Genomic DNA, 20,412 nt, shown 5'->3' on the forward strand with positions numbered 1-20,412 from the left:
CGATGAACGGTCTGCAGGTGAACAAAGGCGCGCCGGAACAGGTCGGGCGCGCCTAGGATTTACCCTGATTTTACCGACTCCAGGCTGACAAACCTTGCGCAGACGCATTGCCGTGTGGCATTTCCCCGCTAAATTCAAGGTGTTGGCCAATCGCCCTGTTTCAACGCTGTGCAACGCAGCGCAAAGGCAGCGAGGAAGCAACGCAGCGGGGGCAGCCCCGGAGGCGTTGCCCCCTCCAAGTCGAAACAAGCAGGAGTAACTCTCATGGTTGGACAATCTGCTCTGATCTTTGCGTTGGTCTGCGGACTGGTGGCCGTCATCTACGGTTTCTGGTCGCGCAGCTGGATTCTTTCCCAGGACCCGGGCAACGCCCGCATGCAGGAAATCGCCGGGGCAATTCAGACCGGCGCTGCGGCCTACCTGGCCCGGCAGTACAAGACGATTGGCATCGTCGGCGTCGTGCTGGCCGTGCTCATCGGCATCTTTCTGGATGGCCCCACGGCGATCGGCTTCGTGCTGGGTGCCGTGCTCTCGGGCGCCTGCGGCTTCATCGGCATGAACATCTCGGTGCGCGCGAATGTGCGCACCGCGCAGGCTGCCACCAAAGGCATCGGCCCGGCGCTGGATGTGGCCTTCCGTGGCGGTGCCATCACTGGCATGCTGGTGGTCGGCCTGGGCCTGCTGGGCGTGACGGGCTTCTTCTGGTTCCTGGCGGGCAACGGCAACCTCACGCCAGCCGCCAACCTGGCCAAGCTGCTCAACCCGCTGATCGGCTTTGCCTTCGGCTCTTCGCTCATCTCGATCTTCGCCCGACTAGGCGGCGGCATATTCACCAAGGGGGCCGACGTGGGGGCCGATCTGGTGGGCAAGGTGGAAGCCGGCATACCGGAGGACGACCCGCGCAACCCGGCGGTGATCGCCGACAACGTGGGCGACAACGTGGGCGACTGCGCAGGCATGGCGGCCGACCTCTTCGAAACCTATGCCGTGACCTTGATCGCCACCATGGTGCTCGGTGCGCTCATGGTTGCCGCAGCGCCGATGCAAGCGGTGCTCTATCCGCTGGTGCTGGGCGGCGTGTCCATCATCGCGTCCATCATCGGCTGCTTTTTCGTGAAGGCGAGCCCGGGGATGAAGAACGTGATGCCGGCGCTCTACAAGGGTCTGGCGATCGCGGGCGTGCTGTCGCTGATCGCGTTCTGGTTCGTCACCGCATGGATCATTCCGGACAACGCCATCACCGCCACGGGCAGCCAGCTGCGCCTGTTCGGCGCCTGTGCGGTCGGCCTGGTGCTCACGGCGGTGCTGGTCTGGATCACCGAGTTCTACACGGGCACCCAGTACTCGCCGGTCAAGCACATCGCCCAGGCATCGACCACCGGCCACGGCACCAACATCATCGCAGGCCTGGGCGTGTCCATGCGGTCCACGGCCTGGCCCGTGCTGTTCGTGTGCGCGGCCATCGTCGGGGCGTACCATCTGGCCGGCCTCTACGGAATTGCGGTCGCAGCAACGGCCATGTTGAGCATGGCGGGCATCGTGGTGGCACTGGACGCCTACGGCCCGATCACCGACAACGCGGGCGGTATCGCCGAAATGGCCGAGCTGCCCAGCGCCGTGCGCGACATCACCGACCCGCTGGATGCCGTGGGCAACACCACGAAGGCCGTGACCAAGGGCTACGCCATCGGGTCGGCAGGGCTGGCCTCGCTGGTGCTGTTTGCCGACTACACGCACAAGCTGGAAACCTATGGCGCCAAGGTCAGCTTCGATCTGAGCGACCCGATGGTGATCATCGGCCTGTTCATCGGCGGCATGATTCCCTACCTGTTCGGCGCGATGGCCATGGAGGCCGTGGGTCGCGCCGCCGGATCGGTGGTGGTGGAAGTGCGCCGCCAGTTCAAGGAAATCCCCGGCATCATGGAAGGCACGGCCAAGCCCGAGTACGGCAAGGCGGTGGACATGCTGACGTCGGCCGCCATCAAGGAAATGATCATCCCCAGCCTGCTGCCGGTGATCGTGCCCATTCTGGTTGGCGTGTTCCTCGGCCCGAAGGCGCTCGGTGGCCTGCTCATGGGAACGATCGTGACCGGCCTCTTCGTGGCCATCTCCATGTGCACCGGTGGTGGTGCCTGGGACAACGCCAAGAAGTACATCGAGGATGGCCACCACGGTGGCAAGGGCAGCGAAGCCCACAAGGCCGCCGTGACCGGCGACACCGTGGGCGACCCCTACAAGGACACGGCAGGCCCGGCGGTGAACCCGTTGATCAAGATCATCAACATCGTGGCACTGTTGATCGTGCCCCTGCTGCCGCTGGCGGCCTGAGGCCGGCAGCGCCTGGTCAACTGGCCCGCTTCGGCGGGCCTTTTTGCCGGGGAACCGCCATGGAAGGCTCCAGGGGCACCCCGGCGAGCAGCCGCACAACGGCACTGGCACTGGGCGTGAGGCGCCCCAGCTGCGCGGCCTCTCCTCGTTCGATGGCCTGCAAGACCAGCTCCTGGATGCCGCCCACCGCGGCCACCGCCATGGTCGGCGTGAGCACCTCTTCGCCGGCATTGATGGTGTCGAGCATGAAGTCGGCCAGATGCTGCATCACCTCTCGGCGCACCCGCGCGCCAGCCTCACCCAGATGGTGAATCTCCACGAACAGCATCCGGATGAGCTGCGGACCACTGGCCAAGTGAGCAAAGTACGCGTCCAGCGCATGCTCCACCTGGTCCTGCCAGGGTCGATCCGCCTGAACCGAATCGCGCAGCGTGCGCAAAGCGGACCCACTGGCGGCTCGGTACAGCGCAAGGAAGCAATCGTCCTTGTCCGTGAAGTGCTCATAGAAAGTCCGCTTGGAGACCCCTGCTTCGGCCACGACGGCCGCGATCGACGTGGCCGCCAGGCCTTGCGCGGCGGCCACGGTGGCCATCGCCTGAAGCAGCCTCGCGCGGTGCTCGTTCGGTGCCGCGCTGTCCGCGCTGGTGGTGCTCTTGGACTTCATGTACGGGCATCTTAGGGCCTGCGAACTCACTCGCCCGCGGCTTGACAGGAGAGGATGAAACCCGCACCATCGCGAAATGGTACCAACTCGTACCAAACCCAAATACCACGAAACCATGACTGAACTTGTCGTCCGACGCCTGCTGATCGACCTGGAACAACCCGTGGCGCGCCACTGGTGCGGGGGCGATGCGTTTCTTACCGCCTGGTTCAATGCGCTGTCGATGAGCTTTCCCATCGGGGAACAGTTCTTCATCGACTCGGTGCGCAATGGTTTCAAGACCCTCCCGCCAGACCAGCAGGCTCCCTTGCAGGCAGAGGTTCAGGGTTTCGTGGGCCAGGAAGCGACGCACCGGCGCATCCATGCCCTCTTCAATGCGCAGATCGAGAAGCATGGCCTGGTCAACGACTGGGAGCCCCGCGCCCGCAAGCGCCTGAAGTTGATGGAGGGTACCGATCCGCGCCACGGTCTGGCGATCACGGCCGCCAACGAACACTTCACAGCCCTCTTCGCCGAATGGCTGCTGTCGCACCCGCAATTGCTCGATGGCTGCGAGCCACGCCTGAAAGCGCTGTGGCTGTGGCACAGCGCCGAGGAAGCCGAGCACAAGTGCACGGCCTTCGATCTCTATCAGGTACTGGGCGGCAGCCATGCCTGGCGCACCCGCTGGATGCGACGCGTCACACTGGTTTTCCTCACCGACACCCTGCGCCAGACGGCCAACAACCTTCGGCGCGATGGCAGCCTGTGGCGCTGGAGCACCTGGCGCAGCGGCGCGCGCCACATGCTCGGCCGCGACGGCCTGCTGCGCCAGACCTTCAAGCCGTGGCGCGCCTATTTCCAGCGCGACTTCCACCCGGACCAGCAGGCCAGCGACCTTTCGGCCAACTGGCTGCGAGACAACGCCACGCAGTACACGCGTGTGGGCAGGGCCGAACCGGCCTGAGCGCGCCCCACCACACGCATTCCCTCGTGGAAACCCGGATACCCCAGGGCGTATGACGGCGCGCTAACGTCACTCGCCCATAATCGGTGCATGTCCGAACGCGTCATTCCCCTGATCGACCAGCGCCTGGTGTCTGTGGCCGCGCGCGTACCTCGGGTGTCGGTCGCGCCGACCGGCCTGCTGGCCGATGCACTGGGCCGTCCTCTGCGCGATCTGCGCATCAGCGTGACCGATCGTTGCAACTTCCGCTGCAGCTACTGCATGCCGAAAGACATCTTCGACAAGGACTACCCGTACCTGCCGCACAGCTCGCTGCTGACCTTCGAGGAAATCACGCGTGTGGCCAGGCAGTTCGTCGCGCATGGCGTTCAGAAGATTCGCCTCACCGGTGGCGAGCCCCTGCTGCGCAAGAACCTCGAGATCCTGATCGAACAACTCGCCGCGCTGCGCACGGTGGAAGGCCTGCCACTGGACATCACATTGACCACGAACGGCTCCCTGCTCGCGCGCAAGGCACTCGCCCTCAAGGCAGCCGGTCTGCAACGGGTCACCGTCAGCCTGGACGGCCTGGACGACACCACCTTCCGCGCCATGAACGACGTGGATTTCCCCGTCGCGGACGTGCTCGATGGCATTGCCTGCGCACAGGCTGCGGGCCTGGGCCCGATCAAGGTCAACATGGTGGTCAAGCGCGGTACCAACGACGACCAGATCCTGCCCATGGCACGCCACTTCAAGGGCACGGGCATTGTGCTGCGCTTCATCGAATACATGGACGTGGGCGCGACCAATGGCTGGCGCATGGACGAGGTGCTGCCCAGTGCGGAAGTGGTTCAGCGCATCCACCGGGAACTGCCCTTGGTGCAGCTGGAGCCCACCTCCCCGGGTGAGACCGCAGAACGTTGGGGCTATGCCGATGGCTCCGGCGAGATCGGCGTCATCAGCAGCGTGACGCAGGCGTTCTGCAGCGACTGCAACCGCGCCCGCCTGTCCACCGAAGGCCAGCTGTACCTCTGCCTGTTTGCCAGCCAGGGCCACGACCTGCGCCACCTGATCCGCGGCCAGGCCACCGATGAACAGTTGGCCAGCGCGATCGCCGCCATCTGGCAAGGCCGCGCGGATCGGTACTCCGAACTCAGAGCCAGCCTCCCACCCGATGCGGCCCTTGGTCCCCGACGGGTGGAAATGAGCTACATCGGCGGCTGAACAAGAGAATGATTCCATCTCACCACATCACCGGCCTCGTGCTCGCCGGCGGCCGAGGCTCCCGCATGGGAGGGGTCGACAAGGGGCTGCAGAACTTCAACGGAACGCCACTGGCCTTGCACGCCTTGTTGCGCCTGCAGATGCAGGAAGGCGCGTTGATCGGCGAACAGATGATCAACGCCAATCGCAATCTAGGCGCCTACGACGCGTTCGGTGTGCCGGTATGGCCGGACACACTCACCGACTATGCAGGCCCTCTTGCGGGCTTCCTCACCGGCCTCGAGCGTTGCGAAACCCCGTATCTGCTCACCGTCCCTTGCGACACGCCACTCTACCCACTCGACCTTGCGGCACGGCTGGCCGAGGCTTTCGAGGACGAGAGCACGGAAATCGCCATGGCTGCGGCACGCGAAGAGGATGGTCATATCCGTCCCCAGCCTGTGTTCTGTCTATTGCGACTCGAGCTGCTCGAAAGCCTGGTGGTCTTCACCCAGGCCGGTGGCCGGAAAATCGACCGCTGGACCGACCAGCACCGCACGGTGATCGTGCCCTTCGACCGGCCGGACGACGACCCCAAGGCCTTCTTCAACGCCAACACCCTGGCCGAACTGCACTCGCTGGAAAAAAGCTAGCGTTCCGGTCCTGATTGCCCCATGAAATCCATCGAGCAGATCGCGGCCGAACTGCAGGGCTACGACCCTCAGGCCATCAGCGCCGAGCGCGTGAACGACTTCCTCTCCCGGCTGGTCACCCCCATCACGGCCACCGAAGACATTGGCGTCTTCGACGCCCTGGGACGCGTGCTGGCGCGGGACGTGATCTCGCCGATCAGCGTGCCACCGCACGACAACTCGGCCATGGACGGCTTCGCGTTTGACAGCGCGCAGCTGCGCACCGCCGAGCCATTGCGCCTGCGCGTGGTGGGAACGGCCTTCGCCGGGAAGGGCTGGCCTGGCCGTCTGGCCGATGGCGAGTGCCTCAAGATCATGACCGGTGCGATCATGCCGGCCGGCCTGGACACCGTGGTGCCCCTCGAATTCGTGAAGCAGGAAGGCGACACCATCGCGTTGCCTGCCGGCGTGGTGTCGGCGGGCGACAACCGCCGCCTGCTCGGCGAAGACATCATGGCCGGACAACCGGCCTTGCGTCAGGGCCAGACACTGGGTCCGGCCGCCCTTGGCCTGCTGGCCAGTCTCGGCTTGCCCACGGTGAACGTGTTTCGCCGCATCCGCGTGGCCTATTTCTCCACGGGCGACGAAATCCTCAGCCTGGGCGACGCACCGCGTGAAGGGGCCGTGTACGACAGCAACCGCTACACGGTCTTCGGCATGCTCACGCGCCTGGGAGTGGACGTGGTCGACCTGGGCGTGGTGCCCGACAAGCCCGCACAGCTCGAAGCCGCCTTCCGCGACGCCGCCGCCAAAGCCGACGCGATCATCACCAGCGGTGGCGTGAGCATGGGTGAGGCCGACCACACCAAGGCAATGATGAAACAACTGGGCGACGTCGCCTTCTGGCGCATCGCCATGCGTCCCGGCCGCCCCATGGCCGTGGGCCGCATCGTGGAAGGCGGCAGAAGCGCTGTGCTGTTCGGGTTGCCGGGCAACCCCGTTGCGGTGATGGTGACCTTCCTGGCCTTCGTGCGCCCCGCCCTGCAACGCCTCATGGGCGGCGTGGCCAGCGAGCCCGTGCTGCTGCAGGCGCGCAGCGCAGAAGCCCTGCGCAAGAAGCCGGGGCGCACCGAGTATCAGCGTGGCATCGTCTCCCGTGCTGCAGACGGTTCTCTCAGCGTGCGCACGACGGGCAACCAGGGCTCGGGCGTTCTGAGTTCGATGGTCCAGGCCAACGGCCTGATCGTGTTGCACCACAACCAGGGCAATGTCGCCGTGGGCGATGCGGTCGATGTGATGATGTTCGACGGCGCGATCTGACCGGTCTCAGCGCCTGTTTCTACTTGGCGGGGACAACATCCTCACGACCTTCGTGCTGCGCGGCTTTCTCCATTGAATGCGACTTGTCGCGGGAGAGCAGCGTGTACATGGTGGGCACCACGAAGATCGTCAACAGCGTGCCCACACTCATCCCGCCCACGATCACCCAGCCAATCTGCTGGCGGCTTTCAGCACCTGCGCCCGAGGCCAGTGCCAGTGGAATCGCGCCCAGCACCATGGCACCGGTGGTCATCAGGATGGGCCGCAGGCGCAGCGCGGCCGACTGCCGGACCGCCTCGATTTTTTCCAGCCCCTGGTCGCGCAACTGATTGGCGAACTCCACGATCAGGATGCCGTGCTTGGTGATCAGGCCCACCAGCGTGATGAGCCCGATCTGGCTGAATACGTTGATGGTGCCGCCTGTGAGCTTGAGCGCCAGCAATGCGCCCATCATGGACAGTGGCACGCTGAGCATGATGATGAACGGGTCGATGAAGCTTTCGAACTGTGCGGCCAGCACCAGGTAGATGAACAGCAGCGACAGTGCGAACACGATGGCCAGCGAACCCGAGGCATTGCGGAATTCGCGGCTCTGGCCATTCAGATCGGTGGTGTAACCCGCAGGCAGTATCTCGCGCGCGGTCTGGTCCATGAACTGCAGCGCCTCGCCCAGCGAGTAATCGGGCGCCAGGTTGGCGGTCAGCGACGCACTGCGGCGCTGACCAAAGTGGTTGAGCTCGCGCGGCACCACCACCTCGCTGATCTTGACCAGCGAGGCCAGCGGAATCATGGCGCCGTTGCGCCCCCGCACGAACAGACGGTCGATGTCTTCAGGCGTGCTGCGGTTGCCCGAAACGGTCTGCACCACCACGTCGTACTGCTCGCCATCGCGCTTGTAGCGCGTGACGATGCGCCCGCCCAGCATGGTTTCCACCGTGCGGGCAATGGCGTCAACATTCACACCCATGTCGGCGGCACGCTCGCGGTCCACATCCATGCGGATTTCGGGTTTGTTCAGGCGCAGGTCGGTGTCGATCTGCACGAGGCCCGGGTTCTTGCCGAGGGCGTCCTGGAAGCGGCGCACCGTCTGCGCGAGATTCTCGTAACTGTCGGAGGTGACGATCACGAAGTTGACCGGGCGTTCCCGGAACCCCTGCCCCAGCGAGGGCGGTGTGATGGGGAAGGCGCTGATGCCTGGAAGCCCCGCCAGCTTCGGCGTGAGTTCGCGGGCGATCTGCTGCGTGGACCGCGTGCGTTCCTCCCACGGCAGCGCGCGCATGAACACCGTGCCCTGCGCCACCGACGGGTTGCCGACGTTGGCAAAGACGCGATCGAACTCGGGATAGTCGCGGCCGATCGCCTCGATGGCTTCGGCATAGCGCCGGGTATAAGCAAGCGTGGCGCCGTCCGGCCCGTTGATGTTGGCCAGGATCACCCCACGGTCTTCGATCGGCGCGAGCTCCTGGCGCATGGTCTGCAACATCCACCAACTGCCCAGCGCGCTCGCTGCCATCACCACCACCACCAGCCAGCGCACGCGCAGCGATGCGCTCAGCACCCGGCCGAACCCCCGCGTGACGGCGTTGAGCACCGACTCCATGCCCCGATCGAAGCGCCCCGGGTCCGGGTTGTGCCGCAGCAGCTTGGAGCACAGCATGGGCGAGAGCGTGAGCGCGACGAAGCCAGAGACCACCACCGCACCCGCCAGCGCGAGCGCGAACTCCGCAAACAGCCGACCGGTGCGCCCTGGCGTGAAGGCCAGCGGGGCGTACACCGCCGCCAGCGTGAGTGTCATCGCGACAATCGCGAAGCCGATCTCTCGCGCCCCCTGGATCGCCGCGTCGAACGGCTTCATGCCTTCCTCGATATGCCGGTAGATGTTCTCCAGCATCACGATCGCGTCATCCACCACCAGCCCGATCGCCAGCACCAGCGCCAGCAGCGTGAGCGTGTTGATGGAAAAGCCGAACAGCGCCATCAGGGCGAAGGCACCGATCAGGCTGACCGGGATCGTCACCAGCGGAATCACCGAAGCCCGCAGCGTGCGCAGGAAAACGAAGATCACCAGAGCCACCAGCACCACCGCCTCGGCGATCGTGGTGTACACGGCCTTGATCGAACGGTCGATGAACACGGAGTTGTCGTTGGCGATGTCGACATTGACACCGGCGGGCAGGTCCTGCCGGACACGGTCCAGCATCTGGCGCACGGCGGCGGAGAGCTCCAGCGGGTTGGCCGTCGCCTGGCGGATCACGCCCAGCGAGACCGCGTCGCGGCCGTTGAGGCGCACGGAGGTGCGCTCGTCCTGCGGCGCCTGCATCACACGGGCCACATCGCCGATGCGGATCGTCTGGCCGTTGACGTTGCGGATGGCCACCGCCGAGAACTGCGCTGGCGTCTGCAGGTCCGTCGCAGCGGTGACGTTGAACTCGCGCAATGTGCTTTCGATCCGGCCCGCCGGCACCTCGAGGTTCGAACGCCGCAGGGCATCCTCGATGTCCTGCACGGTGAGCGCGTACGCGGCGAGGCGGTCCGGGTCCAGCCAGACGCGCATGGAGTAGCGGCGCTCGCCGTACACCCGCACCTCGGCCGCGCCCGGCGCCGTCTGCAGCAGTGGCTTGGCCATGCGGTTGGCAAAGTCGCTGAGCTGCAAGGCGCTGTGGGTGTCTGACGTAAGGGCCAGCCAGATCACGGGCGAGGCGTCGGCCTCCACCTTGGCGATCACCGGCTCGTCCACGTCCTGCGGCAGGCGTTGGCGGACCCGGCTGACCTTGTCGCGCACGTCGGCAGCGGCAGAGTCGGGGTCGCGCTCCAGCTTGAAGCGCACCGTGATCTGGCTTTGCTCCTGCCGGCTGATCGAGGTGATCACGTCCAGCCCCTCGATGCCCGCGAGCGAATCCTCCAGCGGCTTGGTCACCTGCGATTCAATGACCTCGCTGGAGGCCCCGCCAAAGCGCGTGGAGACGGTGACGGTCGGCTCATCGATCTTCGGGTACTCGCGCACCGTCAGGCCGTTGAACGACACAATGCCCACCAGCAGGATGAGCAGCGACAGCACCGAGGCGAAAACCGGGCGCCGGATGGAGATTTCAGGCAGTTGCATGAGGGTTCCCGGGCGGGTGCGGCCGTGTCAGCGGGCCGGAGCAGGCGGCGCATCGCCGGTTGTCGGGGCGGGCATGTTCACCACGCGCACCGCCGTGCCGTCGCGCTGCAGCCGCTGCTGGCCCGCGACGACCACGGTGTCGCCCAGTTGAAGCCCGCGGAGCACTTCCACCTCCGAACCCCGGCGCGCACCGAGCGCCACCTCCACGCGGCGCGACAGGCGCTTCCTGGCATCGCCCTCGCCCTGCACGTCGAGCACGTAGGCGTATTGCTTGCCGGCCTGCGGCACCAGCGCTTCCTCCGGCACGACGAGCGCACGTTCATTCACGGAAAAGACGATCAGCACCCGCGCGAACATGCCTGGGCGCAACACGTTGTCGGCGGCAGGCGGCATCGCCGCGCGCACGGCGATGGAGCGACCGTTCGCATCCAGCAGAGGGTCGACAGCGAGCACCTTGGCCTCGAACGGCCGGTTGGGCAGGGCATCAAGCTGCACCTGCACCGCCTGCCCGGGTGCGAGCTGTGTCTGGTACCGCTCGGGCAGGCGAAAGTCCACGGTGAGCATGGAGGTGTCCTCCAGATTCACGAGGTCGTCGCCATCCTTCACATAGGCGCCAAGGTTGATGCTGCGCAGGCCCACCGTGCCCGCGAACGGGGCGGTGATGCGCATGCGCTTGAGCCGCGCCTCCGCCAGGGCCACCTGCGCCTCAGCCACCTGCAGGGCGGCCTGACTCTCCTCCACCACGCGCTGCGCCACGAAGTTCTGCGCCACCAGTTCCTGGTTGCGCTTGAGGTTGGCCCGTGCGATCGACAGTTGCGCCTGTGCCTGGCTGAGCTCAGCCCGCTGCAGTGTGTCGTCGAGTTGCACGAGCAGCTGGCCCGTGCGCACGCGCGCGCCCTCGGCAAATGCAATCTGCGACACCCGCCCGCTGGTCTCCGGCTTGAGCGTGACGCTCTGGCGCGAACGCAAGGTACCCACGGCCTGTGCATCGTCCTGCAGGCGGATCGCCTTGACCTGCGTGACCTCCACACCGGGTGCACTGGAGCCCGCCCCCGCACCCGATGCGGCCGGACCAGCGGCAGCGGCTGTTCCCGGCGCATCCCGATGCTGCAGCCACCAGCCCACACCCGATGCCAGCCCGATGCCGGCAACGGCCACACACACGTAAAGCGCTTTGTTCGCCATGGATTCCACTGCCAGGGAGGGGAAAGCCACGCCCTGAAGGGGCATGGAACCGGTCAATGAAACGAAATGTAGCAGCGGCGAACACGATCGGCGACAGGATTTCCCCTGTACACCGGTGGACGGTGCGGCCCGGGAGCCTAGCCCGGCACGCCCCGATTGGCCAGGGCGTCGGCGCGTTCGTTGCCGGGATCGCCGGCATGGCCCCTCACCCAATGCCATTCGATCTGGTGCGTGCCGCCGTGCACCAGCTCATCCAGCCGGCGCCAGAGGTCGGCGTTCTTGACCGGCTGCTTCGCCGCCGTGACCCAGCCCTTGCGCTTCCAGCCGTGAATCCACTCGGTGATGCCCTGGCGCACGTACTGGCTGTCCAGATAGAGCGATACGCGGCACGGGCGCTTGAGCGCCGCCAGCCCCTCGATCACCGCCGTGAGTTCCATGCGGTTGTTGGTGGTGGCGCGTTCACCGCCCCAGAGCTCCTTCTCGAAACCCTCGGATTTGAGGTAGACGCCCCACCCGCCGGGCCCGGGGTTGCCCTTGCAGGCACCGTCGGTGTAGATCACCACGTGGTTCAAAAAAGACTCCTGAATACAAGAAAGAAAAATGGAAGGGCCAGCCAGGGGTGTTTCAGTGCCGGTGGGTCACCGATACCGGCGCGGACGACGTGGCCCGCCGAGGCTTCCATGCCGGGCCAAGCAGGCGCATGCCACGCACACGCTTGACCGCCACCACGAAGTAGACCGCCCCGAAGATGGGCCACCAGCGAGCACCTGCGCGGTCCAGCCAGGCGTAGCGCTGCAACCAGGCCTCGGTGCGCATCGCGGGGCGATAACAGCCAAACCGATCCGCTTCCACCTCGAACCCGAGCAGGCGCAACCAGTCGCGCAGCCGCCAATGGCCGATGAAGTCACCGGCTTCCGGCAGGTAAAGGCTGGACGCACCAAACGCGTTGAGGCCCAGCCGACCACAGACCCGGCCACGCGCCTGGCGCAAGCCCCAGAGGCTGGTCGGGTTGAAGCCAGAGATCACCACGCGCCCTTCGGGCACCAGCACGCGTTCCACCTCGCGCAGCACGTGGTGCGGATCGGCGCTGAATTCCAGCGTGTGCGGCAGCACCACCAGGTCCAGACTGGCGGCAGGAAACGGCAGGGCCGCGGCATCGGTGATCAAGGCCACGCGTGGGCTGCTGCCTTCGGGCGCCATCGCATCGCCCAGCAACTCTTCGGGCAAGGCCAGCCAGCGGTGCGGCATGCGGTTGGCCTGCAGGCCATCGAGTTCCGCCAGGCCCAGTTGCACCGCGTTGTAGCCGAACAGATCGGCCACGGCCAGATCGAACTGGGCCTGCTCCCAGGCCAGCAGGTACTGCCCGGGTGCGGTCGCAAACCAATCGGTCAACCCTATAATTTTTGCGGTCATGTGCTGTGGGGGGCCTCTCGCCGATTCCGGCAGGAAGTCTGCGACACTGCAAACCCCCGGGAAGGCCAGCCCCGCACTCTACACGCCCTCACCCGACAAGGCCCCATGAACCTCATTCCCATCCCTGCTTTCAGCGACAACTACATCTGGGCACTGCACGACGGGCAGCAGGCGCTGGTGGTGGACCCCGGCGAAGCCACTGGGGTGCTGGGCTGGCTCAAGCAGACGGGCCTGCGGCTCGACACCATCCTGATCACCCACCACCACGCCGACCACACCGGCGGCGTGGCCGAACTCCGCGAGGCCACCGGTGCGAACGTGATCGGCCCGGCCTACGAGCCCATGCCAGAGCCACTGCGGCGCGTGGGCGAAGGTGAAGCGGTGGACGTGCTCGGCTTGCGTTTTGACGTGATCGAGGTCCCCGGACACACCGCCGGCCACATCGCCTACTACACGCCCGACATGGATGGCCTGCCGCTGCTCTTCTGTGGCGACACGCTGTTCTCGGGTGGATGCGGCCGTCTGTTCGAGGGCACCCCTGCACAAATGCTGGACTCGCTCAACAAGCTGGCCGCCCTGCCCGCCGACACGCGCGTGTGTTGCACCCACGAATACACGCTTTCCAATCTCAGGTTCGCGCGCGCCGTGGAGCCCGGCAATGCCGAACTGGCGGCCTACACCGCCCGATGTGAGGCGCAACGCGCGCAGAACTTTCCCACGCTCCCCAGCTCCATCGGGCTGGAAAAACAGATCAACCCCTTCCTGCGCACGGGCGAAACCGCGGTTGTGCAGTCCGCCCAGGCCCATGAGCCGGGCAGCCCCACCGATGCCGTGTCGGTTTTTGCCACGCTTCGCGAATGGAAGAACGTTTTCAGATGACCCCTGCTTTCTCGCCCGCCGCCCCGTCTTTGTCTCCAGTTCCCTCTTTCTCCCGCCGCTGGCTGGCTTTCGCCGGTACCGCCCTCGCGCTGCTGGTGTCTGGCTGCGCCACCACGGTGGTACCCGAAGCGCCTGCCGACCCCTCCGCCAACCCCAGCCCGCCGCCGGCCATCGCCAGCGCGCCGCGCCTGCCGTCCTATCGCCTGCCAAGCAACGTCCCCCTGAGCACGATCGGCATCGCAGAGACCAGCGCACCCAGCGTGATCACGCTCGACGCGCCGGCCGATCTCTGGGACCGCATCCGCCGGGGCTTTGCCATGCCGGATCTGGAAGGCGATCTGGTGCGCGACCGCGAGCAGTGGTACGCCACCCGTCCCGACTACATGCAGCGCATGACCGAACGCTCCAGCCGGTATCTGTTTCATATCGTGGAGGAGATCGAGCGCCGCAACCTGCCCATGGAACTGGCCTTGCTGCCCTTCATCGAGAGCGCCTTCAACCCGCAGGCCGTCTCCAGCGCGCGAGCCGCCGGCATGTGGCAGTTCATGCCCGCCACCGGTCAGTCGTTCGACCTGAAGCAGAACGCCTTCCGTGACGACCGGCGCGATGTGCTGGCGTCCACCCGTGCCGCGCTGGACTATCTGCAGCAGCTCTACGCCCGCTTCGGCGACTGGCACCTCGCCCTTGCCGCCTACAACTGGGGGCAGGGCAACGTCAACCGCGCCATCACCAACAACCAGCGCGCAGGCAAGCCCACCGGCTATACCGACCTCAGCATGCCAGCCGAAACGCGCATGTACGTGCCCAAGCTGCAGGCGGTGAAGAACATCATGGCGCGGCCCGACGCCTACAACACCACCCTGCCTCTTATCGGCAACCACCCCTTCTTCGACACCGTCACCGTTGAACGCGACATGGATGTCGCGCTGATCGCCCGGCTGGCCGAAGTAGAAGAGAAAGACTTCCGAGCACTCAACCCGTCGCTGCGCCAGCCCATCGTGATGGCAGCCGGCACGCCCCATGTGCTGCTGCCCTGGGACAACGCGGTGATCTTCCAGCGCAACCTGCAGCACCACACCGGCCCCCTGGCGACCTGGACGGCCTGGGTCGTGCCCACCACCATGTCCGTGTCACAGGCCGCAGCCCGCACGGGCATGAGCGAATCGGAACTGCGCTCCGTCAACAACATCCCGCCGCGCATGCAGGTTCGTGCAGGCTCCAGCCTTCTGGTGCCGCGCACCGAGAAGCGCAATGGCGACGTGCCGGTGCACGTGGCCGACAACGGCCAGATCAGCTTCCAACCCGAGGTCGTGCTCCGCCGAACCGTGGTCAAGGCCCGCAAGGGCGAGAACGTGACACGGCTGGCCCAACGCTATGGCGTGAGCGCGGTGAGCGTGGCCGGCTGGAACAAGCTCGCGGTGAACGCCCCCTTGAAGCAAGGCCAGAACGTGACGCTCATGCTGCCCCAACGTGTCGCTTCGGCCAAAGTCACTGCGTCGAAGAAGCCGACCACACAAAAGACCGCGGCCAGGACGCCCACGCGCAAGGCATCTCCCACGGCGAAGCAACCGGTGAAAGCCCAGGCCAAGAGCGCGACCAACAACAAGACGCGCGTGGCCTCGAGCGGCAAGTCCGAGAAGAAGAACTGAAAAGCCAGGTCAGGCCCGGAAGCGGACCTTGGCCTTGCGCGCGAAATCATTGGTGTAGGTCTGCGCCAGATCCACGCGTTGCAGTGAACCTGGCTCCTCGAACTGGGCCAGCATGCGCGCCGCCGTGACCGGGCCGGTGTCGGGCATCAGACCATCGACCGTCCAGGCCTCGCGCACCCGGGTGAATGCTGCGAGATAGAGGGCACGATCCCCCTGGAAATGCCGCTCCGGCACCGCCTTGATGATGTCGGACAGCCCCGCAGTCTGCAGCCACTTGAGCGCGTGCACCATCGCGTCCGCCAGCGCCTGGCTGGCCCTGGGGTACTGCGTCAGAAAAGAACCGGGCACGCACAGGCAGCCGGAGGGCATGGGACCGCCGAACACCTCGGCGGTGCCGCGCGTGCTGCGCGTGTCGGCCACGACCTTGAGCGCCCCCATCTGTTCCAGGTGCGTCACGGTGGGATCGGTGTAGCTGATGGCATCGAGCTCACCACGCCGGAACGCCTGCACCGCGGCCGCCGAATTGGCCAGCGGAACGTACTGCACGTCCGTGGCGCGCAGCCCCACCTTGCCGAGCACCAGGCTCGCCACCCTGTGCGAGGCGGCGCTGGTGGCCATGACGCCCACCCGGCGGCCTCGCAGATCGGCCACACCACGGAAGTGCCCCATGGTTTCGAGCGACACGCCCACCACCACCTGCGGCGCACGGCCCTGCAACACGAAGGACTGAAGGCTCTGCCCCCTTGCCTGCTGCGCAATGGTGCTGGCATAAGGGCCCGAGAGCACATGTGCCGCCCCCGTCTGCACCGCGTGCAGAGACTGCGCCGAATCAGGAAACTCGCGCACCTCGACGTCGAGCCCTTCCTGGGCGAAATAGCCCAGGCGCTCGGCAATGGTCAGCGGGAGGTAACAGAACGAGGTGCGGTTGTCGACGGCAATCGCCAGCCGCGTTGCCCCGGGGCGCGGTGCTGCCGGCGCGACAGGTGCCGTCTGCGCGCGCAGGGCAGGCATGGCGACGGCGGCAACGCCCAGTGCACAGACACGACCCCAGTTTCGGCGGCTCCATTTCACGCGCTTGTCCTCTCTCGACACATTCTTCTTGATGGGTCTTGAGACTAGAGGCAGTACCGCGAACCCGCATCAGGACCAATCCCGACCGGGTTTGTACCAAGCGCAAATGCAAGCCGATGTAACGGTCCGCGACCGCAATGCCGTCAGACGAAGAGGATGGCGATGTTGACCACGAGCGCAACCGTCCACACCGCGCTGCGCGCAGTGGGCATGTTGGCCACGTACATCATGATGTGAAGCACCCGCAGCACGACAAACAGAAAGGCCAGGATGTCCAGCCGTATCTGCGCCGCGCCCAGCTGGTGGGCGATGATCACCGCACCAATGAAGAGCGGTAGTGCCTCGAAACTGTTCGCCTGTGCTGCATTGGCGCGAGCGCGCCAGTCGTGTTGCCGGGCCAGCCAATCGCGCGGGTTCTGGTTGTCAAAACCACCCTCGCGCCGAGGCTTCGAAAACATGCCCGACTTCGCCAGCCAGGCGCAAGCGATGGGCAGCAGCGCGGCTGCCAGAACCGACCAGTAAGCCACCGTCAATCCAGCCAGTTTCATGATGTGTGCCTTGCAACGAGAAGGCGCCGATCAGCGCCGGTCCACCAGGGCATGGGCAATGGTGCCCAGGTCCACGTATTCGAGTTCACTGCCCACCGGAACGCCGCGCGCCAGCCGGGTCACCTGCACATCCGTGCGGCCCTTGAGCGCCTGCGCGATCACATGGGCCGTGGTCTCGCCTTCGGCCGTGAAGTTGGTTGCGAGAATCACTTCACGCACTTCGGGTTCTCCCGGCGCAGCGGGCGCGGCGATGCGGTCGAAGAGCTTCTGCAGGCCGATGTCTCTCGGACCCACGCCATCGAGCGGGCTGAGTTTGCCCATGAGCACGAAGAACAGGCCTTTGTAGGCCCCGGTGCGCTCCATCGCGGCCTGATCGGCAGGCGTCTCCACCACGCAGAGCTGGGTGCGGTCGCGGCGCGGATCCTTGCAGGTGGGACAGACGTCGTCCTCGGTGAAGGTATGGCAGAGGCTGCAATGCTTCACCGATGCGGTGGCGTGCTCCAGCGCCCGAGCCAGTTGCAATGCACCGTCGCGGTCGTGCTGCAACAGGTGGAACGCCATGCGCTGCGCTGACTTCACGCCGACCCCGGGCAGGCGGCGCAAGGCCTGCACCAGCAGTTCAAGCGAGTGGGTTTCAGCCATTGGTGGGGTTCGTGACCCGCGAGATGCCGATCAGAACGGGAACTTCATCCCGCCAGGCAGACCCGGCATGCCCGCCGTGATCTTGCCCATCTTCTCCGCCGAGGTTTCTTCGGCCTTGCGCACGGCCGCATTGAAGGCTGCGGCAACCAGGTCTTCGAGCATGTCCTTGTCGTCCGCCAGCAGGCTGGGGTCGATGGTCACGCGCTTGACATCGTGCTTGCAGGTCATGAGCACCTTCACCAGACCGGCACCGGATTCGCCCGTGACCTCGATGAAGGCCAGCTCGTCCTGGGCTTTCTTCAGGTTGTCCTGCATGGCCTGGGCCTGCTTCATGAGGCCGGCGAGTTGTCCTTTGTTGAACATGTTTTTCCTTGGGTTTCCGATTGAAAGAAAAAAGGGGCGTCAGGCCGCGGTGGCCTTGAGGGTGCCAGGCACGATTCTGCCGCCAAAGTCTCGCATCATGGCCTGCACGAACGGGTCGCTCATGATGTGTTCTTCAGCCTCGCGCTGGCGGCGCGCCGCCTCTGCGGCGATGCGTCGGGCTGGTGAATCGGAAACACTGCCGATCTCCACCACCAGTCGCACGTGATGGCCGAGCGTGTGCAACGCGGCGCTCAGGCGGTCGCGGGTGCTGCCCTGGTTGAGCGAGCTGCGCTCCACGCGAAGCATCCATTGGTCGGTGTCCCGCGCCACCAGTTGCGACTGCAGACCCAGCTCACGCACAAGCGCGTTGATCGCCTCGGCGCGCACAAGCTGCATCACGGTGTCGAACCAGAAATCACCCTCGACGCTGCCTCCGGGCGCGGCCGGCAGCACGGTCTGGGCGCCATGGGCTTCGGGCGGCACAGGCTGGTCCAGCGGGCCCGGTTCGCCCGCATCGCGCACGGGAATGGCGACCACGCGCTGGGACACTGGCGCGGCCTCTTCCCACGGCGGGCCATCGTCCTCGGGCCAGGGTGCATCGTCGATAGGCTCAGGAGGCCGCGACGCCGCCACCGCGGTGGCGGCCGGTGCCGGACGAGCCTCCAACGGCGCCGCGACAGGCGCAGCCACAGGTGCTTGTACAGATCGCACCGGAGGCGCTTCCACCACCGGAACACGCACCATCGGTGGCGGCAGCGGCGCCGCCACCACGGACGCTTCAGCCGTTTTCAGTGTTTTTTTTTCCGCCGCGGCGCGCGGGGCCGTGTGGGCGGGCTTGAATGCCATGAGCCGCAGCAGCACCATCGTGAGGGCGGCGTATTCGTCGGGCGCCAGGCCCAGCTCGCCCCGGCCATGCAGGCACAGGCTGTAGAGCAACTGCGTCTCGTCGGCGGGCAGGCTCTGGGCCAGTTCGGCGATCCGGGCCTCGTCGGGGTCTTCCAGACCCTCGGCCTGCGCACGGCCAGGCACCGCCTGCAGCACCGCCATGCGTTGCAGCACCCCGGTCATCTCCTCCAGCGTCGACGCGGCATTGAGGCCGTTGACGCGCAGCGCATCCACCGTGTCGACCACATCCGCGCCATCGGCCCGTGCCAGCGCGTCGATCAGGCGCAGCACATAGGAACGGTCCACCGCGCCCAGCATCTGGCGCACCGTGGCTTCCTGCAACTGACCGCCGCCAAACGCAATCGCCTGGTCGGTCAAGGAGAGGGCGTCACGCATCGAGCCGCGCGCGGCACGCGACAACAGGCGAAGGGCCTGGGCATCCGCCGGCACCTGTTCCGCCTGCAGCACCTGCTGCAGATGCTCGAGCACCGTCTCGGGTGCCATGGGCCGCAGGTTGAACTGCAGGCAGCGCGAAAGCACCGTCACCGGCACCTTCTGCGGATCGGTCGTGGCCAGGACGAACTTGAGGTATTCGGGCGGCTCTTCGAGCGTCTTCAACATGGCGTTGAACGCCGTGTTGGTGAGCATGTGCACCTCGTCGATCATGAAGACCTTGAAGCGCCCTTGCACTGGCTTGTAGACCGCCTGCTCCAGCAAGGCCTGCACTTCGTCCACGCCCCGGTTGGAGGCAGCATCGAGCTCGGTGTAATCCACGAAGCGGCCGCTGTCGATGTCCGTGCAGGCCTGGCACACACCACAAGGTTCGGCGGTGATGCCACCCTGCCCGTCCGCGCCCAGGCAGTTCAGCGACTTGGCCAGGATGCGCGACACCGTGGTCTTGCCCACGCCCCGCGTACCAGTGAACAGGTAGGCGTGGTGCAGGCGCTGCGTCGTCAGGGCGTTTGAAAGCGCTTGCACCACATGGCCCTGCCCCACCATTTCGGTGAAATTGCGCGGGCGGTACTTGCGGGCCAGGACGACATAGGACATGGCAACGATTCTACGCGGCGGGGTATTGCCACCCGCCCCGGCAAAGGCACACCCCATCGCCTACAATCGACCCCGACGGGCCTTCCCGCATGGTGAAGCGGCCAACCGGGTCAGGTGGGGAACCAAGCAGCCCTAACTGTGTAGCCAGTGCCGGGGTCAAGGCTCGTCACCCTCATTCCCCCTCCCATGTCCGTGCGCAATCCCGCCTCCATCACCAGCTGGCATGCCCACGTGTACTTCGATGCCGGCACGCGCGACGCGGCATGGTCGTTGCGCGAGGTGATCGAGCGTGAGCTCTCCGCGCGGGTGCAGATCGGGCGATTCCATGAGAAGCCCGTCGGGCCACACCCGGCGTGGACCTATCAGCTCGCTTTCGACGCCGATCAATTCGCGTACGTGGTGGGCTGGCTTTCCCTCAACCATGGCGCGCTGGATGTCTTCATTCACCCCAACACCGGCGATGCGCTGAGCGATCACCGCGATGGTGCGCTCTGGCTCGGCAAGTCGTATGCGCTGAACCTGAGCGCCCTGTCGGAATGACCCACCCGT

Annotated in this window: 18 protein-coding genes and 1 other RNA gene; 9 read left to right on the top strand and 10 right to left on the bottom strand. The window is 66.1% G+C overall.

The features are described 5' to 3' along the window. The first annotated feature begins 264 nt into the window (after positions 1-264). The gene (locus tag J2X09_RS19290) at positions 265-2,328 is read left to right on the top strand and encodes a sodium-translocating pyrophosphatase (protein ID WP_204734897.1); all 2,064 of its coding nucleotides are present in this window, start codon (positions 265-267) and stop codon (positions 2,326-2,328) included. A gap of 16 nt (positions 2,329-2,344) precedes the next feature. On the opposite strand, the gene J2X09_RS19295 is transcribed toward J2X09_RS19290, so the two are convergent. Next, entirely contained in the window at positions 2,345-2,992 is a 648-nt protein-coding gene (locus J2X09_RS19295) for a TetR/AcrR family transcriptional regulator (RefSeq protein ID WP_204734898.1), read from the bottom strand. Between the two features lie 115 nt (positions 2,993-3,107). Here J2X09_RS19295 and J2X09_RS19300 point away from each other — a divergent pair, with 115 nt between their 5' ends. From J2X09_RS19300 to moeA, 4 genes are all read left to right on the top strand, one after another. Beyond that, a complete protein-coding gene (locus J2X09_RS19300; RefSeq protein WP_204734899.1) occupies positions 3,108-3,938 on the top strand; it encodes a metal-dependent hydrolase in 831 nt (276 codons plus the stop codon). A 90-nt stretch (positions 3,939-4,028) separates the two neighbouring features. Further along, positions 4,029-5,144, top strand: a complete 1,116-nt coding sequence (moaA, locus tag J2X09_RS19305) for a GTP 3',8-cyclase MoaA (protein ID WP_204734900.1) — start codon at positions 4,029-4,031, stop codon at positions 5,142-5,144. A gap of 8 nt (positions 5,145-5,152) precedes the next feature. Further along, a complete protein-coding gene (mobA, locus tag J2X09_RS19310) occupies positions 5,153-5,776 on the top strand; it encodes a molybdenum cofactor guanylyltransferase MobA (protein ID WP_204734901.1) in 624 nt (207 codons plus the stop codon). Positions 5,777-5,797: 21 nt separating this feature from the next. Further along, a complete protein-coding gene (gene moeA / locus J2X09_RS19315; protein ID WP_204734902.1) occupies positions 5,798-7,075 on the top strand; it encodes a molybdopterin molybdotransferase MoeA in 1,278 nt (425 codons plus the stop codon). 19 nt (positions 7,076-7,094) lie between these two features. Here the strand turns inward: moeA and J2X09_RS19320 are convergent, their stop codons facing one another. The 4 genes from J2X09_RS19320 to J2X09_RS19335 all read right to left on the bottom strand — a co-directional run bounded on the left by J2X09_RS19320 (position 7,095) and on the right by J2X09_RS19335 (position 12,755). Next, a complete protein-coding gene (locus J2X09_RS19320; RefSeq protein ID WP_204734903.1) occupies positions 7,095-10,178 on the bottom strand; it encodes an efflux RND transporter permease subunit in 3,084 nt (1,027 codons plus the stop codon). A gap of 27 nt (positions 10,179-10,205) precedes the next feature. Further along, complete coding sequence (locus tag J2X09_RS19325; protein WP_204734904.1) at positions 10,206-11,363, bottom strand: efflux RND transporter periplasmic adaptor subunit; 1,158 nt, start codon at positions 11,361-11,363, stop codon at positions 10,206-10,208. A gap of 137 nt (positions 11,364-11,500) precedes the next feature. Beyond that, a complete protein-coding gene (rnhA, locus tag J2X09_RS19330) occupies positions 11,501-11,935 on the bottom strand; it encodes a ribonuclease HI (RefSeq protein ID WP_204734905.1) in 435 nt (144 codons plus the stop codon). Positions 11,936-11,987: 52 nt separating this feature from the next. Continuing rightward, the gene (locus J2X09_RS19335) at positions 11,988-12,755 is read right to left on the bottom strand and encodes a class I SAM-dependent methyltransferase (RefSeq protein WP_374726521.1); all 768 of its coding nucleotides are present in this window, start codon (positions 12,753-12,755) and stop codon (positions 11,988-11,990) included. 126 nt (positions 12,756-12,881) lie between these two features. Here J2X09_RS19335 and gloB point away from each other — a divergent pair, with 126 nt between their 5' ends. Together gloB and J2X09_RS19345 are read left to right on the top strand one after the other, a co-directional pair. Next, positions 12,882-13,655 carry a hydroxyacylglutathione hydrolase gene (gene gloB / locus J2X09_RS19340; protein WP_204734907.1) on the top strand — a complete coding sequence of 258 codons (774 nt, stop codon included), beginning with the start codon at positions 12,882-12,884 and terminating at the stop codon, positions 13,653-13,655. After that, complete coding sequence (locus tag J2X09_RS19345; protein ID WP_204734908.1) at positions 13,652-15,304, top strand: transglycosylase SLT domain-containing protein; 1,653 nt, start codon at positions 13,652-13,654, stop codon at positions 15,302-15,304. Before gloB ends, J2X09_RS19345 begins: the two co-directional genes overlap by 4 nt. Before the next feature lie 9 nt (positions 15,305-15,313). Here the strand turns inward: J2X09_RS19345 and J2X09_RS19350 are convergent, their stop codons facing one another. The 5 genes from J2X09_RS19350 to dnaX all read right to left on the bottom strand — a co-directional run bounded on the left by J2X09_RS19350 (position 15,314) and on the right by dnaX (position 19,863). Beyond that, entirely contained in the window at positions 15,314-16,375 is a 1,062-nt protein-coding gene (locus J2X09_RS19350) for an ABC transporter substrate-binding protein (protein ID WP_310309056.1), read from the bottom strand. A gap of 143 nt (positions 16,376-16,518) precedes the next feature. After that, positions 16,519-16,923 (bottom strand): MAPEG family protein, encoded by a 405-nt coding sequence (locus J2X09_RS19355; RefSeq protein WP_204734909.1) that lies wholly within the window; start codon positions 16,921-16,923, stop codon positions 16,519-16,521. A 30-nt stretch (positions 16,924-16,953) separates the two neighbouring features. After that, the gene (gene recR / locus J2X09_RS19360; protein ID WP_204734910.1) at positions 16,954-17,565 is read right to left on the bottom strand and encodes a recombination mediator RecR; all 612 of its coding nucleotides are present in this window, start codon (positions 17,563-17,565) and stop codon (positions 16,954-16,956) included. A gap of 30 nt (positions 17,566-17,595) precedes the next feature. After that, positions 17,596-17,928, bottom strand: coding sequence for a YbaB/EbfC family nucleoid-associated protein (locus tag J2X09_RS19365; RefSeq protein ID WP_204734911.1), 333 nt, complete (start codon positions 17,926-17,928; stop codon positions 17,596-17,598). 39 nt (positions 17,929-17,967) lie between these two features. After that, the gene (gene dnaX / locus J2X09_RS19370) at positions 17,968-19,863 is read right to left on the bottom strand and encodes a DNA polymerase III subunit gamma/tau (RefSeq protein WP_204734912.1); all 1,896 of its coding nucleotides are present in this window, start codon (positions 19,861-19,863) and stop codon (positions 17,968-17,970) included. 74 nt (positions 19,864-19,937) lie between these two features. On the opposite strand from dnaX, the gene ffs reads away from it, so the two are divergent. Together ffs and J2X09_RS19380 are read left to right on the top strand one after the other, a co-directional pair. After that, positions 19,938-20,034, top strand: an RNA gene (ffs, locus tag J2X09_RS19375) — signal recognition particle sRNA small type. Between the two features lie 15 nt (positions 20,035-20,049). Beyond that, on the top strand, positions 20,050-20,403 hold the full coding sequence (locus J2X09_RS19380; protein WP_204734913.1) for a DOPA 4,5-dioxygenase family protein: 354 nt from the start codon (positions 20,050-20,052) through the stop codon (positions 20,401-20,403). The last annotated feature ends 9 nt before the right edge of the window (positions 20,404-20,412 follow it).

This window comes from Hydrogenophaga laconesensis (genome assembly GCF_031457235.1).
GTDB classification, from domain to species: Bacteria; Pseudomonadota; Gammaproteobacteria; order Burkholderiales; family Burkholderiaceae_C; genus Hydrogenophaga; species Hydrogenophaga laconesensis.